Annotated in this window: 15 protein-coding genes and 5 tRNA genes; 12 read left to right on the plus strand and 8 right to left on the minus strand. The window is 56.9% G+C overall.

Annotated elements, in window-relative coordinates:
* Positions 1–2: 2 nt before the first annotated feature.
* The 6 genes from rpe to ACQR35_RS11520 form a co-directional block, all read right to left on the minus strand.
* Positions 3–668 carry a ribulose-phosphate 3-epimerase gene (gene rpe / locus ACQR35_RS11495; RefSeq protein ID WP_430268307.1) on the minus strand — a complete coding sequence of 222 codons (666 nt, stop codon included), beginning with the start codon at positions 666–668 and terminating at the stop codon, positions 3–5.
* 46 nt (positions 669–714) lie between these two features.
* Positions 715–2,232 carry an RsmB/NOP family class I SAM-dependent RNA methyltransferase gene (locus ACQR35_RS11500; protein ID WP_430268306.1) on the minus strand — a complete coding sequence of 506 codons (1,518 nt, stop codon included), beginning with the start codon at positions 2,230–2,232 and terminating at the stop codon, positions 715–717.
* Positions 2,229–3,149: a methionyl-tRNA formyltransferase gene (gene fmt, locus ACQR35_RS11505; RefSeq protein WP_430270116.1), complete on the minus strand. Its 921-nt coding sequence runs from the start codon at positions 3,147–3,149 to the stop codon at positions 2,229–2,231. The genes ACQR35_RS11500 and fmt overlap by 4 nt, the downstream gene beginning before the upstream one ends.
* A 2-nt stretch (positions 3,150–3,151) precedes the next feature.
* Positions 3,152–3,745 carry a peptide deformylase gene (gene def / locus ACQR35_RS11510; protein ID WP_430270117.1) on the minus strand — a complete coding sequence of 198 codons (594 nt, stop codon included), beginning with the start codon at positions 3,743–3,745 and terminating at the stop codon, positions 3,152–3,154.
* Positions 3,746–3,886: 141 nt separating this feature from the next.
* Positions 3,887–4,726, minus strand: a complete 840-nt coding sequence (locus tag ACQR35_RS11515) for a cytochrome (RefSeq protein ID WP_430268303.1) — start codon at positions 4,724–4,726, stop codon at positions 3,887–3,889.
* 157 nt (positions 4,727–4,883) lie between these two features.
* Positions 4,884–4,955 (minus strand) — tRNA-Val (locus ACQR35_RS11520).
* A gap of 250 nt (positions 4,956–5,205) precedes the next feature.
* Between ACQR35_RS11520 and ACQR35_RS11525 the strand changes: the two genes are divergently transcribed.
* The 5 genes from ACQR35_RS11525 (at position 5,206) to ACQR35_RS11545 (ending at position 6,039) form a co-directional block, all read left to right on the plus strand.
* Positions 5,206–5,278 (plus strand) — tRNA-Gly (locus tag ACQR35_RS11525).
* A gap of 43 nt (positions 5,279–5,321) precedes the next feature.
* Positions 5,322–5,392, plus strand: a tRNA-Cys gene (locus tag ACQR35_RS11530).
* 48 nt (positions 5,393–5,440) lie between these two features.
* Positions 5,441–5,512, plus strand: a tRNA-Val gene (locus ACQR35_RS11535).
* 42 nt (positions 5,513–5,554) lie between these two features.
* Positions 5,555–5,627, plus strand: a tRNA-Gly gene (locus ACQR35_RS11540).
* 202 nt (positions 5,628–5,829) lie between these two features.
* Positions 5,830–6,039: an antitoxin gene (locus tag ACQR35_RS11545; protein WP_430268302.1), complete on the plus strand. Its 210-nt coding sequence runs from the start codon at positions 5,830–5,832 to the stop codon at positions 6,037–6,039.
* Between the two features lie 134 nt (positions 6,040–6,173).
* Here the strand turns inward: ACQR35_RS11545 and zapE are convergent, their stop codons facing one another.
* Positions 6,174–7,208 (minus strand): cell division protein ZapE, encoded by a 1,035-nt coding sequence (gene zapE / locus ACQR35_RS11550; protein ID WP_430268301.1) that lies wholly within the window; start codon positions 7,206–7,208, stop codon positions 6,174–6,176.
* A gap of 268 nt (positions 7,209–7,476) precedes the next feature.
* Here zapE and ACQR35_RS11555 point away from each other — a divergent pair, with 268 nt between their 5' ends.
* The 3 genes from ACQR35_RS11555 to ybaK are packed head-to-tail and all read left to right on the plus strand — an operon-like array spanning position 7,477 to position 9,372.
* Positions 7,477–8,394, plus strand: a complete 918-nt coding sequence (locus ACQR35_RS11555) for a sulfurtransferase (protein ID WP_430268300.1) — start codon at positions 7,477–7,479, stop codon at positions 8,392–8,394.
* Positions 8,395–8,415: 21 nt separating this feature from the next.
* The gene (locus tag ACQR35_RS11560) at positions 8,416–8,862 is read left to right on the plus strand and encodes a SufE family protein (protein WP_430268299.1); all 447 of its coding nucleotides are present in this window, start codon (positions 8,416–8,418) and stop codon (positions 8,860–8,862) included.
* A 3-nt stretch (positions 8,863–8,865) separates the two neighbouring features.
* Positions 8,866–9,372, plus strand: coding sequence for a Cys-tRNA(Pro) deacylase (gene ybaK / locus ACQR35_RS11565; protein ID WP_430268298.1), 507 nt, complete (start codon positions 8,866–8,868; stop codon positions 9,370–9,372).
* A 12-nt stretch (positions 9,373–9,384) separates the two neighbouring features.
* On the opposite strand, the gene ACQR35_RS11570 is transcribed toward ybaK, so the two are convergent.
* Complete coding sequence (locus ACQR35_RS11570) at positions 9,385–10,671, minus strand: alpha/beta hydrolase family protein (RefSeq protein ID WP_430268297.1); 1,287 nt, start codon at positions 10,669–10,671, stop codon at positions 9,385–9,387.
* Positions 10,672–10,737: 66 nt separating this feature from the next.
* On the opposite strand from ACQR35_RS11570, the gene ACQR35_RS11575 reads away from it, so the two are divergent.
* The 4 genes from ACQR35_RS11575 (at position 10,738) to ACQR35_RS11590 (ending at position 13,972) form a co-directional block, all read left to right on the plus strand.
* Positions 10,738–11,229: a hypothetical protein gene (locus ACQR35_RS11575; protein WP_430268296.1), complete on the plus strand. Its 492-nt coding sequence runs from the start codon at positions 10,738–10,740 to the stop codon at positions 11,227–11,229.
* A 51-nt stretch (positions 11,230–11,280) separates the two neighbouring features.
* Positions 11,281–11,715 carry a peptide-methionine (R)-S-oxide reductase MsrB gene (gene msrB, locus ACQR35_RS11580; protein WP_430268295.1) on the plus strand — a complete coding sequence of 145 codons (435 nt, stop codon included), beginning with the start codon at positions 11,281–11,283 and terminating at the stop codon, positions 11,713–11,715.
* A 122-nt stretch (positions 11,716–11,837) separates the two neighbouring features.
* Positions 11,838–13,226, plus strand: a complete 1,389-nt coding sequence (locus ACQR35_RS11585) for a DUF6421 family protein (RefSeq protein ID WP_430268294.1) — start codon at positions 11,838–11,840, stop codon at positions 13,224–13,226.
* Between the two features lie 5 nt (positions 13,227–13,231).
* Positions 13,232–13,972 carry an SDR family oxidoreductase gene (locus ACQR35_RS11590; protein ID WP_430270118.1) on the plus strand — a complete coding sequence of 247 codons (741 nt, stop codon included), beginning with the start codon at positions 13,232–13,234 and terminating at the stop codon, positions 13,970–13,972.
* Positions 13,973–13,981: the final 9 nt, after the last annotated feature.

Consider the following 13,981-nt stretch of genomic DNA (forward strand, 5'->3'; position numbering starts at 1 on the left):
AATTATTGCGTTGCTCTGACCGCGATTGCTCGCAAGGCGTCTATGGCCGCAGCTGGATCCTGTGCACCGTAGACCGCAGACCCGGCCACAAAAACGTCAGCGCCTGCTTCTGCCGCGCGAATAATTGTCTCTTCGGTGATTCCGCCGTCCACCTGCAGGGCAATGCGCGCACCAGAGGAATCAATGGCTTGACGCGCCCGGCGGATTTTTGGCAGAACAACGTCCAAGAATTTTTGCCCACCAAAACCTGGCTCAACGGTCATCAGCAGCAACATGTCCAGCTCGCTGAGCATGTCCACATAGGGTTCAAGTGGGGTTGCCGGTCGCAAGGCCATGCCCGCTTTAGCGCCAAGCGTGCGCAATTCCCTGGCCAATTTGATCGGTGCCGTTGCCGCTTCGGCATGAAACGTCACCGATGCGGCACCGGCTTGAGCGTACTGCGGCGCCCAGCGATCGGCGTCGGAAATCATCAAGTGCACGTCCAAAGGCACAGGACTGACCGCCTGAATGCGCTCAACAATCGGCAAGCCCAGCGTCAGGTTGGGAACAAAATGGTTGTCCATCACGTCCACGTGGACTGAGTCCGCGTTGGCAATCGCTGTGAGCTCGGATTCAAGATTCACAAAGTCAGCGGACAAAATACTCGGGTTAATGCAGTAAGCACTCATGGTCAATCCTTAATCGTTTGAACCGATCTGGGTGTTCGTTTAGTCGCTAGGCGTTTTTGCGGATCAGCGCCAAAAACATAGCGTCAGTGCCATGGACATGTGGCCACAACTGAGCGCTCATGTTATGGCCAGCATCAAGTTCGCCGGTCAGGCTCACACTATCCAAAATGTTGCCCGAGTTGAGCAACTCAAATCCTTCACGCTTACGCAAGGCGTCTGTCACCACTGCCGTGGTTTCTGCCGGATGCGGTGAGCAGGTTACGTACGCAACCACACCACCGGGACGGACGGCATCCAAAGCCGAGGCCAACAATTCTCGCTGCAACGGGGCTAGGGAAGCTAGGTCTGCGGGCGTACGGCGCCACCGTGATTCAGGACGACGGCGGAGTGCACCCAGACCGCTGCAGGGCGCGTCAACAAGTACCCGGTCAAATCTTTCCGGTTGCTGGGCGCCAACTTCACGACCGTCGCCAACACGGACCTGCCATGCAGAACCTTCAACGGCGTTGAGCGCTTGGCGGACCAATTTGGCGCGGTGTGGCGCGGGTTCGTTGGCAAGTAGGGTTCCGCCATCTTCGGCAGCAAGAGCTGCCAACAACGCAGCCTTTCCACCAGGTCCCGCACAAAGATCCAGCCATTTCTCACCATTGGACTCTTTGGCTTTGGCAGCTTCGCCCGTCAACGGCGCGTTGGCTAGTGCGCGCGCCACCAGTTGAGAGCCAACGTCTTGGACACGCAGGCTACCGTTTCGAATACCGTCGATTCGACCTAGATCTCCACCGCTGGAGTAGGCGGATCCTTCCACCAAATCGCCAGGCTGAGCTCCGGCATCAAAAGCCTCGGTAATGTCGCCGATACCCGGCAGCGCAACGAGGTTAACCACTGGTGCCGCATTGTCAGCTTCAAGCAAGTCGTCGAGCTCGCTCGCTTGCCGGCCGTGCATCACTAAGGCTTGACGTAGTGCCCGGACAATCCATTCGGGGTGCGCGTGGCGAATCGAAGCAACCTTTGTTGCATCTTCGATGCCATCGGTGAGTTCAACAAGCCACTCGTCAAGCGTTTTTGCGGAAACTTTGCGTAGAACGGCGTTCACTAATCCGGACGGACCAGCGCCAATGACAGCCCTAGCAAGACCAACCGTTTGATCCAATGCAGCGTGGACCGGCACGCGCATGGCAAGCAGCTGATGTACGCCCAGGCGCAGGGCATCAAGTACGGCAGGGTCCAGTTCTTCCAGGGGCCGGTCTACGCAGCGGGTCAGGATGGCATCGTAGGTTCCGCGTGATCGCAAGGCTCCGTAGCTGAGTTCGGTGGCAAATCCGGCGTCGCGTTTGTCCAAATTATGGTGCCGAATCCGGGACGGCAATACCAGGTTGGCGTAGGCGTCCTCACCAGAGACAGCACGCAGTACTTCAAAAGCTACTAGACGAGCAGGGTCAGCTTTACGGGTCCGCTGCGCAGGTGCCTGCTGGGTGAAGTTTCGCGAAGCGGAGCGGTTACGCTCACGGCCCTTAGCATCCCGACGGGAGTTTCCTCGAGCTCCGTTTGTACCAGATTCGCTCACAGGAACACCACACTTTCCGGCGCCGGGAGTCCCCGGGCCCAATCGGCCGCAGCCATCATTTTTTTGCCGGCAGGCTGCAATTGGGCAATTTCCAACCCGTGCGATCCCGTACCGATTACTACCTTGCGCCCAACGATCTGCAGCCGGCCGGGTTCAAGGTCCCGCACGTCTGGCCGCATCACAAGAGCTCCAATCTTAATTGTTTTCTCTTCCCACGTGGTCCAAGCGCCAGGCTCAGGGGTGACTGCACGGCATCGTCGATCAATGGCCAATGCTGGCTGTTTCCAGTCCAGCCGGGCATCATCGATGGTGATTTTCGGCGCCAGCGTTATGTCACCACTTTGTGGAACACCGAACGCCTCGCCTGCGTCAATGGCAGCCAGGGTTTGCGTCAACAACACCGCACCGCTGCGCGAAAGCCGCTCTAGCAACTCGCCACTGGTATCTGTTCGCCGGATTTCTTCAGTCAGAGTCCCGTACACGGGCCCGGTGTCTAGACCTGATTCGAGGAGGAATGTGGAGGCACCAGTGATGTCGTCACCGTTCATCACTGAATGCTGCACCGGTGCCGCACCACGCCATGCGGGCAGCAAGGAGAAATGTAGGTTAATCCAGCCGTGCTGAGGGATTGTCAGCGCTGCCGCTGGAACTAGGCCACCGTAGGCAACAATCGCTGCAATATCTGGAGCGAGCGCGGCAATTTCTTGACTCACTTCGGTAGTGATTTTGGCTGCTTTGATGACCGGAATACCAAGCTCCTGAGCCTTAGCAGCCACGGGAGAGGGCGTGATAACACGCTTACGTCCAAGGGCTGCGTCCGGGCGGGTCAGCACCCCCACAATGTCAAAGCCAGCACTCCGGAGCGCGTCCAGGGAAGGAACTGCAACTTCAGGGGTTCCTGCGAAAAGTACCCGCACGCTTAGTTGTCCACGCTCTGGCCGAAACTGCCAACAGCTGAACTAGCCCCACCAAAACTTGAACCTACAGTCTTAGCCCGCTTCGCCGTCGTACGTTCTGCGTGCTTGTTGTAGGTAGCGTCCCGCATGGCGCGCAATGCAGCTTTGCGGTTTTCGCCCTCTAGCCGATCCGTAAAGAGGACACCGTCGAGGTGATCTGTTTCGTGCTGGAAGCAGCGGGCCAACATACCTTCGGCATCAACTACTACCGGGTTGCCGTGTACGTCCACGCCCGTGGCGCGTGTGGTCCTATGCCTACGAACGGGGAAGCTAATACCGGGGATGGACAGGCAACCTTCTACAACGTCGTCCTGAAAATCATCACTGTTCTCCAGCACGGGGTTGATGATGTGTCCCTCAACACCGTCAATTCGGTAGGTGAATACTCGTTGGCTCACGCCGACCTGCGGCGCCGCCAAACCTGCGCCATCAACGTCTTCCATGGTTTCAGTCATGTCAGCCACCAGCCGGGCCAGTTCTGGCCCAAATTCGGTGACCGGATCGGCAACAGTCCGCAGTACTGGGTCACCAATAATGCGAATGTTCAGAATTGCCATGCCTGTAATGTCCTAACGTTGTGTTCCTGCATCGTGCCGTAGCCAGCTTTCGCAGAGGGGCCTGCTGAATCGCCCACTCAGGTGGCCTCTACCTAGTTTAGTCGCCGCACTCGAATCCGCGGACTGGCTTAGACAGCACAACTATCGCGGTGGCGCGAGCGGCAGTAGCGCCGCACCAGCGGCTTGAGAGTCCCCTGAGGCTTCCCACACTCGCCGCAATGCGCAAAACTTCCACCAGTGATGTTTCAACACCTCAGGATTGGCGCGCTGTGGCCGAACTTCGGTCTCGCCAATAGCCACGGCCAGGAGTAGCGGCGATTCTCCGTACTGCCAAGATTCCCACTCCCCTGCTGCGCCGTCTACCAGGCTCTCTTCCGCCTTCATACCTGCCACCAGCTGCATTACAACCTTGTCATCAAGAGCTTTGACGGCGCCGTCGCGGGTGGTGCCCTTAGTTTTGTAGTCGATCAAACAAATTCTGCCGTTGATCTTTGCTACCAAATCAAGGGTCCCGGCGTAACCCACACTCTGATTCCACACGGTGATCTCAGGAGCCAACGGTTCTACTTGATACTGCTCCCACCATTGATCAAAACGGGCAGCGAAAGCTTCTTCTCCGTTGGCCGCGAGCAACTCGCGGCTTTCCGGCAAGGTATGCGGCCGGCCCAAGGTACGCAGTGCGTATTGCTCACAATAGTTATGGACGCGATCACCACGTGCTGCAGCAGCGTCACGATATTCAACGGCAGCATTCGAGGCCCGTTGAACAGCTTGCCGAAGCTTTCCAGGACTTGCTAATGCTCCACCCAATGCAGGGTCTTTGGATAGGGCACTCGCTCCCATATAGCTGAACCAACCATCCAAACCGTGTGGTTGTTGAGAGATCACGGTGGTGATTGACGGAACAATTGCCTGCTCCGAGGTGGAGCGGGCATACATTCTGCCGCGTTCAGTTGCATGAGCTAGAAGTGGTGCAGTCATAGATAGAACTCTTCCACAAGCCACTGACAAATCTGGAGGCTCACCATTCGTTGGCCCCGCATTTACCATGCTCCACCGTCGTGGTGGTTATACAAGACGGGTATACAAAAAACCCGCCAGCTCCACGTTTTCTGTGTGCTGACGGGTTTCCTCAGGGTGGGCGATACTGGGTTCGAACCAGTGACCTCTTCGGTGTGAACGAAGCGCGCTACCACTGCGCCAATCGCCCCTGCTGTACCCCAAGGATCGTCGTTCCTCTCGGCGAGGTTCGCAATGAACTTTGGTGCATATGAATGCTAACCGGACTTTGGCCAGCTGACCAATCCTAGGGCGCCTGGACGGTTCCAAAATTACATGGATGTAAGTCACACCCGGTTGCCCCGCGTTCGATTTGGACTTTCCTTGAACCTCCTATAGAGTTTTTACTCGTTGGAGCGCGGGTAACTCACTTGAAAGAGTGAAGAACATCGACTCCATCTGCGGACGTAGCTCAGCTGGTAGAGCACCACCTTGCCAAGGTGGATGTCGCGAGTTCGAATCTCGTCGTCCGCTCGCAGGACACTGTCACAGTAATCTCACTGAGAATTACTAACACGGTGGGTTGGCCGAGAGGCGAGGCAGCGGCCTGCAAAGCCGTATACACGGGTTCGAATCCCGTACCCACCTCGGTGAAAACCCTGGTCTTGTGACTGTAAAAGGTCAGCAAGAACATAGGGGCGATTGGCGCAGCGGTAGCGCGCTTCCCTGACACGGAAGAGGTCACTGGTTCGATCCCAGTATCGCCCACTCAAGTGCGCAAGCACTTGTAACGGATGGATTTCCATCCGTGCGGACGTAGCTCAGCTGGTAGAGCACCACCTTGCCAAGGTGGATGTCGCGAGTTCGAATCTCGTCGTCCGCTCTCTTTTTTTGTTAAAACGAGCATAAAACTAAAGGAGTCAGCCCCTAGGGTTGGCTCCTTTTACGTCTCCCCCAAACCTCCCGCTGTGAACCGCGAAGAACGCCAGCAACCGATTACGCCCACAGAAAAAACCTTGGCAGTTGCTTTTCACAGCGCTAGGCTCTTCGACAGAGGAGCGAACTGGCTCCGCAATTGAAGGGAGGTGCCCGTGTCTGTATTTGACGATCTAAAGGGCAAGGCGCAGGAACTGATCAACAGCAATTCGGAGGCCATCAAGGATGGCATCGAAAAAGCTGGTGATTTTGTCGACGAAAAAACCGGCGGCAAGTTCGCAGGTCAGGTAGACGCAGTCCAAAAGGGTGCCTCCGACTTCGTTGAAAAGAACGACAACGACGGAACTCCGGCAGCCTAAATACCTGTCGCCGTAGGGTCCTCTACACTGCTCGAAAGAGCACGTGAACAAGGTTCCTAGGCCCAAAGAATGTCAAAGAGGCGTCGGTCCTGCCGTGAGGTGGCACCGACGCCTTTGGCGTTTAACGATGTGAGCTAGGACGGCTCGTGATTCTGCCCCTCGCGAGCCAAAGCTGTCAGTCGCGAAACGGCGCGGAAATACTTTTTCATATACCCGCCAGCCATCATTTCTTCGGTGAACAGCTTGTCAAAAGGGACGCCACTAGCCAAGATCGGCACATCTTTGTCATATAGGCGGTCCGCAAGAACTACAAAACGCAGGGCCACTGCTTGCTCGGTGATGGTGGTGACGTTTTTCCACACCACACCATCTATGCCGTCAATCAGTTGGCGGTAGCGGCTGGGGTGAACTCCGGCGAGGTGCGCCAAGAGGGTAGAAAATTCGTCAACTGCCACCGTTTTTGAGCCGAATTCGGCATCCATATGATGTTGAAGTTCGTCGTTGCGCAATGGTGCCGGAGCTGCCGGCAGTCCACGGTGACGGAAATCTTCGCCGTCGATCTTGATGACATCAAATTGATCGGCCAGGACTTGAATTTCGCGTTTGAAGTCCACAGCAGCGAACCGCCCCTCCCCCAAGGAACCGGGCAAGGTGTTGGATGTTGCAGCAAGCTTTACACCGGCGTCTGCCAATTCACGCATCAATCGGGACATCAGAACCGTGTCCCCCGGGTCGTCTAGCTCAAATTCGTCGATGCAGACTAGGGTGTATCCGCTCAGCGCTTCAACGGTTTTACGGAATGAAAGTGCGCCCACCAGATTGGTGTACTCCACAAAGGTGCCGAAGGCTTTAGGTCCGGGAACTAAGTGCCATAGTGAAGCCAACAAGTGGGTTTTTCCCACACCGAATCCGCCGTCTAGATAGATGCCAGCCTTGGCAACGCTCTTTTTACCGAACAGGCGAGAAAACAAACCTCCGGAAGTGTTGCCCACACCCGCAGCGAACTCCTGCAAAGCCTTTACCGCGGCAGCCTGGGATGGCTGGGAAGGGTCCGGGCGGTAACTCTCAAAAGAAACTTCGCCAAAACGAGTTGAGGGGTGGAATCCGTTGAGGATCTGCTCGGCCGAGACTGACGGCGTTCGGGCAGCCAGTTGTTCGATCTGTACCAAAAGGATTCCATTCTCTTTGTTACTTGCGTGCCCCGGGCTTGTTGTTGGTGCAGAGCCAGAATACCGCCCGTCACCGCACACAGTAGAACCGGGACCAAGCGAGATGGCCCTGGCCCGCACGTTGCGCAGTGTTAATCATCCGGAAGATTTCAGGGCTCCACGTGGTTAGTGTTAGATGCACACGTACGCCATTGCTTCAGCTGAATTCGTTTGAAATGAACTATCAGCATGAATGGCGTCCAAGCCCCACACATGAAAGGCCACCCTCATGAGCTATGAAGTGGACTCCAACGACAAGTTTGCTGGCTATGCCCATCCCGAACGTTTAGTGTCAACGCAGTGGCTGGCAGATCAAGTTGCGGCAGGCGCCTTGAATAACGGCGAACTGGTTCTTCTTGAGTCTGACGAAGACGTTCTGCTCTATGAAGTTGGCCACATTCCGGGAGCACTCAAGATAGATTGGCACACCGATCTCAATGATGAAGTCACGCGTGACTACATCAGCGGCGAGGCATTCGCCCAGCTTGCCTCACGCTTAGGAATCTCGCGCGAAACCACCGTGGTCATCTACGGAGACAAGTCCAACTGGTGGGCTTCCTACGCGCTCTGGGTCTTTACCCTTTTTGGTCACGAGGACGTTCGTTTGGTGGACGGTGGCCGTGACAAGTGGATTGCCGAAGGTCGCGAACTCAGCACTGACAAACCGGTAGTCACCCCAGGCGAATACCCCATTGTGGAACGCAATGATGCTCCCATCCGAGCCTTCCGCGAAGACGTCCTGGCCCACTTCGGCAAGCCGTTGATCGACGTTCGTTCCGCGGATGAATACACCGGGGCGCGCACTCACATGCCCGCCTATCCAGAAGAAGGCGCTTTGCGAGGTGGACACATTCCGACCGCAGCATCTATCCCGTGGGCACGCGCTGCTGCCGAAGACGGTACCTACCGGAGCCGTGAAGAACTTGAGGCTTTGTACTTGGGTGAGGCCGGACTGGCCGCTGGGGATGACATAGTTGCCTACTGCCGCATTGGTGAGCGCTCCAGCCACACGTGGTTTGCGCTCAAGTACCTCTTGGGCTTCGATTCGGTACGCAATTATGACGGTTCGTGGACTGAATGGGGAAACGCAGTCCGTGTTCCCATCGTCAAGGGTGCTGAGCGCGGCTCGGTTCCTGCCAACGCTTAGGGCACCGGTAGAGTTGAACGCATGACCAGCACTAATCTCCCGGCGGCTTTGGCCGAAATTGTTGACGATTTCCAGGCACTCGAAGAGCGTGACCGGCTGACATTGTTGCTCGAGTTTTCAAAAGAATTGCCCGACCTGCCCGAGCGGCTCGTGGATCATCCCGAGCTGCTCGAGCAGGTAGTGGAATGTCAGTCCCCTTTGTTCCTGACCTTGGAGATGAACGGCAACCAGCCCGAAAGCACTGTGGACTTGTTCTTCAAGGCACCGGCAGAGGCACCCACCACTCGAGGATTTGCAAGCGTACTCCACGAAGGTCTTGACGGTCTCAGTGCTGCCGAGATCCTGGCCGTTCCGGATGATATGCCCGAACTTCTTGGACTAACGCGGATCATCACTCCCCTACGGATGCGCGGAATGACGGCGATGCTTGGACGGATCAAGCGGCAAGTACAAGCGCGGATTAGCTAGAGATTGGCTAAAACATCACGCGCCGCCAAAGGCGGTGAAGGGACACGTGCGACGGCGGTGCTCGCGGCTGCTGGTATTAGCTTCACCGTGCATAAATATCACCACAGCGCAGACAATACCGCTTATGGGCTTGAGGCGGCGACGGAACTCGCCATTGACCCGGCCCGGGTCTTCAAAACATTGATGGTGGACCTCGGCGGTTCCGTTGCTGTGGCGGTGGTTCCGGTCAGCGGAACACTAAACCTCAAAGCTATCGCGAGCGTTTTGGGACAGAAAAAGGCCGTGATGGCCGATCCCACCCTTGCTACTCGCCGCAGCGGATACGTTCTGGGCGGCATCTCCCCCTTTGGTCAACGGCAGAGTTCCCCAACAGTTCTGGACGCCTCAGCTATGGACTTCAGCACTATTCTGGTCTCTGGTGGTCAACGTGGAATAGACATTGAAGTGAACCCTCAGGACCTGCTGGACTTCTTAGGAGCCGTGTCCGCGGACATCCGCGATCACTCCTAAGCGGCATCCAGCTCAGTCTCCGGTGCGGGAGCTGCCGGGGTTATTTTTGGGCTTAAGCTCACGTAGCAACCAGCTACTGACTGTCTCGTCCCATTTTTGAGGATCAACATTCCACTCTTTGGTGTGGCGAGCCGTTTCAAAGGGCACAAAGGTCACGATTTCCGGGTTCTTCTGCGCAAGATGTGCTGATGGACCGTAGGGGACGTATTCGTCGTCCACACTATGCAGAATCAAGGTGGGCGTCCTTAGCTCGACGGCTCGCGCCACCCAGTCCATCGACTTCAAGTTAACTGGTGCTGCCAAGCCAGTAAGCCGCCTACCCACAGGATGGGTGAGGATCATCTGGCCGTAGCGTCCAACAAGGGACGGAATACGGTTCAGCTGGGCGTGGTGAGCCAAGACGGTAACCCAATTGATGACCGGAGCATCCAAGACCATGGCCCGAATGTGGCCACGGTTCCGGGACAGATCCGCCGTCTGCAAAGCGATGGCACCACCCATGGACCAGCCGAACAACACGACTTCTTTGGCTCCGCTACTCAGCGCAAAAGCAATGGCAGCTTCCACGTCTTCCCACTCAGTTGACCCCAGACCATAGCGACCGTCCTGCGCAAGGGGCGCTTCGCCGTCGTTCCGGTAAGAAATTAGCAACGAAGTTAAGCCCAGTTCCCTTGCCACCTTGAGCGAACGCAGACCCTCTAAGCGGCTAGCTCCGCGCCCGTGAATCATAATCGCCCAAATATCCGGTTGCTGCCGAGCGTCAGCGGCTGGCTCGACTAACCAAGCCGGAGCTTGACCGCCGGTAACGTCCAAAAGAACTTCCTGCGCCGGATAGCCCAACGTTTGCGGGTTGGGGTAAGTGGCTCCGCTCCAATACCCCCGCCGCGCTTGTTTGAGATCACCGCTATAAACCTCCTGCACCTCACGCGATACTGTCCCCTCCGCCGGAGCATAGGACAGGATTCTTCCGATCCTGGCGTGACCACGTCCTTGGTCGAAAAACAGACTGTAAGTCCCGGGCACTGTGACATCGTCATTGGCTTTGAGGATCACTTCGAGAGAATTTTTTCCTTGCACCACGGCAAGGATTTCTTGATCCTCCACACGGATCGCTGTGGGCGTAATAACCCTTCGGGCAAAGTAGGTGGCCAGCGCCGAGCTTCCGGCTGCCACGAGTGCAGCCGCCCCTACGCCAATCCCCGTACCGGCCAAAGTCCACCGTAAGACTTTGTGGTCGCTTGAGAGCGAAGAAGCTGTATTGGACGCGAGCGGTGCCTGGGCGCACTGAGGATTGGCCATAGAACCATTCTTACAATTTCTTGGAATTCGTGTAGTCAGCAACGCGCGTGGGCTTAGTGTTGTTCCATGAGCGAGCCAATCATCATCATGACCGAAGAAGTCCTCGGCGCCGAGGATCGAGCCAACATATCCGAACTCCTAGACGGTACTGACGCTCCCCTGCATCTTCTGGTGCCGGCGGACACCGAACGCCACTTGCTTGTGGACTTCCTGGACCACCTCTCCCTCTTGGAATTTGCTGAGGCCTTCCGCGAACTGAGCGCCAAGGCGCCCAACCCTGCTGAAGTGCACGCAAGTGCTCAAGGAATTCTGGACAGGTCCCTCACGGCACTTGCTGGTCTGGGCTCAGAGGTGAGCGGGGAAGTTTCGGACGGCGACCCGGTCGATGCTTTGGTGGCTAAAGTCCGCGAGCTTGGGGCCAGCCAGGCTGTGGTGATTACTCGCCCACACGCAGTTGCCGATACATTCCGGACTGACTGGGCCAACCGTGCCCAGCAAGCCTTGGGCCTACCCGTACTGCACCTCTACGCTGGCTCGGGATTTATTGGCGACTCCTAAACGTTGTAGGAGTGGGGACAAAGCATTAGATCTAGGCAGTGGAGGACCAACATGACTTCAGAAACCCAAGCAAGCAGCACCGGAGCTAACGCAAAAACAGAAGAACAGTGGCGCGAGGAACTCACCCCGGAGGAATACCAAGTTCTCCGTCAGGCTGGCACTGAACGTCCCTACACCGGCGAGTACTGGGATTCTCACGATCAGGGCGAGTACGCATGCCGGGCGTGTGGTGCCACCCTCTTTACGAGCGCGGAAAAGTTTGATTCCCACTGTGGCTGGCCCTCGTTTTGGGCTCCGCTTGCCGAAGGTGCAGTGCGTTATATCCATGACCGGACTATGGGAATGGAAAGGATCGAAGTGCGCTGCGCCTCGTGTGATTCGCACCTGGGCCATGTTTTTGAGGGCGAAGGCTACGAAACCCCCACAGACCAGCGCTTCTGCATCAACTCAATTTCCTTGCGCCTTGTGCCCTCCGGAGATGCCTGAGCATAACTCTTTCTTTGGCTCAGTCCATTTTTCGATTAGTAAATCTTAGGTCTTGCTAGGCTCACAGCAGACCCGAGCATTACCAACATCGAGGACCGAGCACCAAGGAAAGCGAGCCAACCATGACCGCAGCAGCACTGACCACCAACAACGGCATAACCGCCGACAATGAATACTGGTTGGCCATCAAGTCTGCGGCCATGGTGCTCCAAGGCATGCAAACCCAGAACGGTGCCATCGAGGACCCAGCTCATCATGCTCAAGCCGGTGCCGCCGTTGACATCCTGGTAACTGCGGTGGCGGAACTCGCTCCCCATTTTGAGCACGACGCCGAATACCTGACTGCAGTTCAGGCCGACCTTAAGGCGTGGGCTAAGGGCGGATTTGCAGAACCCGATTTCCTGGATTCCCTTCTGGCATTCCAACCTCAGCTGCAGCGGACTAACGGACTGCAGCACCTTGTTCTGTTCCCGATGTACACCCAAAATGGCAGCACCAACCGCTGGGTAGAAGCTGTGCTGATTGAGGTCATTTGGCCCGACTTCATCAACGAACTCGAGTCCGGCGACTACTCCAACAAGTTGTTTGTTCCCATCAGCTTTATTGACTTCACCCCCGGCTACAACACCAACTCTGCTGTGTTGTTCCCCGAAACCGTTGCCGTCCGCGAGACGCCCTCCTTCACGTGGGGAGCCATCTTTGCCGATCGTGAAGCCGCTCGCTTCCGCCGAGTCCTAGAAGCAGCTGCAGAGACCACCCGCCTTGAGCTCCCTGCCGGTGCCGCGGAAATGCTTGATGATCAGCAACTCACCCAAGAGACCTTTGTGATGTGGGACCTGATTCACGACCGCACCCACATGCGCGGCGATCTCCCCTTTGATCCTTTTATGATCAAACAACGGATGCCGTTTTTCCTCTACTCCCTTGAAGAGCTCCGCTGTGACCTCACCGCCTTCCGCGAAGCTGTCCGGATCCAGAGCGACGAAGAAGCCTCAGAGCAAGCTCGCCGCCACGCTGAGCTTGTTCAATACGCCGTGATTTTTGACCGCATTTTCCGCTTTGCTATCACCGGTAGCCGAGTGCGCAACTACGACGGCCTCGGTGGCCAGCTGCTTTTCGCTTGGATGCACCAACACCACGTTCTGCACTGGACGGACAGCCGCCTGAGCATCGATTGGGCCGAGGTCCCTGAAGTTGTTATTGCTCTAGGCGAAAGCATCGAAGAGTTGTATTGGCGCTCCATCGACCGGCCCAAAACCGCTCACTGGCTTGCCGCCTATGAACTCATCTCCAACACCTTGACGCCCAACCCTGCATCAACTTGGGCCAAGGGGCCCGAAGCCTTGCCACTGGACGGCCCGCCGCGCGGGCTCACTGACCAAGTTCTCGACGACGAGTTCCCGCTCTCGATGTTCTACGAGGCGCTCGAAAAGAAAATGCACACCGTGATCGAATCAACCGCCGGCATCACCGGGGCCACGGCATTGCACACCAACACAACAACGGAGTGATGGTTATGAGCCCGGCTACAAAGCGAACAATTGTTGTTGCTGGAGGCAGCTCCGCCTCCGGCATCAACACCGCCGCGGCCTTTAGCCAGGCTGGCTTTAAGGTCTACACAGTTGGCTCCAACAGAGACCGCATTGCTGCGGCTGCCAGTCAGGCAGGCGCTGAGGTAGTTGCAAAAACATGCGACCTCAGCGACTTCGCAGCCGTGCAAAAACTCGGCGCCGAAATTTTGGCTGAGGCTGGGCGCATTGATGGGCTGATGCACCTGGTTGGCGGCTGGCGCGGCGGCAAAACACTTGCTGAGCAAAGCGATGAAGACTGGGACTTTTTACACCGGCAATGCGTGGGCACTTTGCGCAACACCAGCAGAGCCTTTTATTCAGCCTTGGTGGACACTGGTGGACGCTTTGCCATCATCAGTTCCACAGCCCTTGAGACACCAACGGCCGGCGGCGCCAACTACAACGCCGCAAAAGCTGCCGCAGAGGTGTGGACTCAGGGTGTTGCCCAAGGTTTCGGCCAAGAAGCCGGAGGCCAAGACCATGGGCAAGCCGCCGCAACGATTTTCCGAGTCAAGGCCCTACTGGACAATGACATGATCGCCGCACATCCAGAACGCAAATTCCCGGGTTTCACCCACGTCTCCCAAGTAGCCCAATCCGCCGTCGGACTTTTTGATCAGGCTGCCGAGGACGTCAACGGCCGCACCATAACCCTTCCCGCACACACTGACCTTTCCCCGCACTAAGCTGAAAGC

This window comes from Pseudarthrobacter sp. J1738 (assembly GCF_050490315.1).
In the GTDB taxonomy this organism is placed as follows: Bacteria; Actinomycetota; Actinomycetes; order Actinomycetales; family Micrococcaceae; genus JBNPEO01.

Bases quoted from the DNA above. Each gene is read 5' to 3' on its own strand.
- rpe (WP_430268307.1), bottom strand. From the start codon at position 668: ATGAGTGCTTACTGCATTAACCCGAGTATTTTGTCCGCTGACTTTGTG.
- def (WP_430270117.1), bottom strand. From the start codon at position 3,745: ATGGCAATTCTGAACATTCGCATTATTGGTGACCCAGTACTGCGGACT.
- ACQR35_RS11515 (WP_430268303.1), bottom strand. From the start codon at position 4,726: ATGACTGCACCACTTCTAGCTCATGCAACTGAACGCGGCAGAATGTAT.
- ACQR35_RS11555 (WP_430268300.1), top strand. From the start codon at position 7,477: ATGAGCTATGAAGTGGACTCCAACGACAAGTTTGCTGGCTATGCCCAT.
- ACQR35_RS11560 (WP_430268299.1), top strand. From the start codon at position 8,416: ATGACCAGCACTAATCTCCCGGCGGCTTTGGCCGAAATTGTTGACGAT.
- ACQR35_RS11570 (WP_430268297.1), bottom strand. From the start codon at position 10,671: ATGGCCAATCCTCAGTGCGCCCAGGCACCGCTCGCGTCCAATACAGCT.
- ACQR35_RS11575 (WP_430268296.1), top strand. From the start codon at position 10,738: ATGAGCGAGCCAATCATCATCATGACCGAAGAAGTCCTCGGCGCCGAG.
- msrB (WP_430268295.1), top strand. From the start codon at position 11,281: ATGACTTCAGAAACCCAAGCAAGCAGCACCGGAGCTAACGCAAAAACA.
- ACQR35_RS11585 (WP_430268294.1), top strand. From the start codon at position 11,838: ATGACCGCAGCAGCACTGACCACCAACAACGGCATAACCGCCGACAAT.
- ACQR35_RS11590 (WP_430270118.1), top strand. From the start codon at position 13,232: ATGAGCCCGGCTACAAAGCGAACAATTGTTGTTGCTGGAGGCAGCTCC.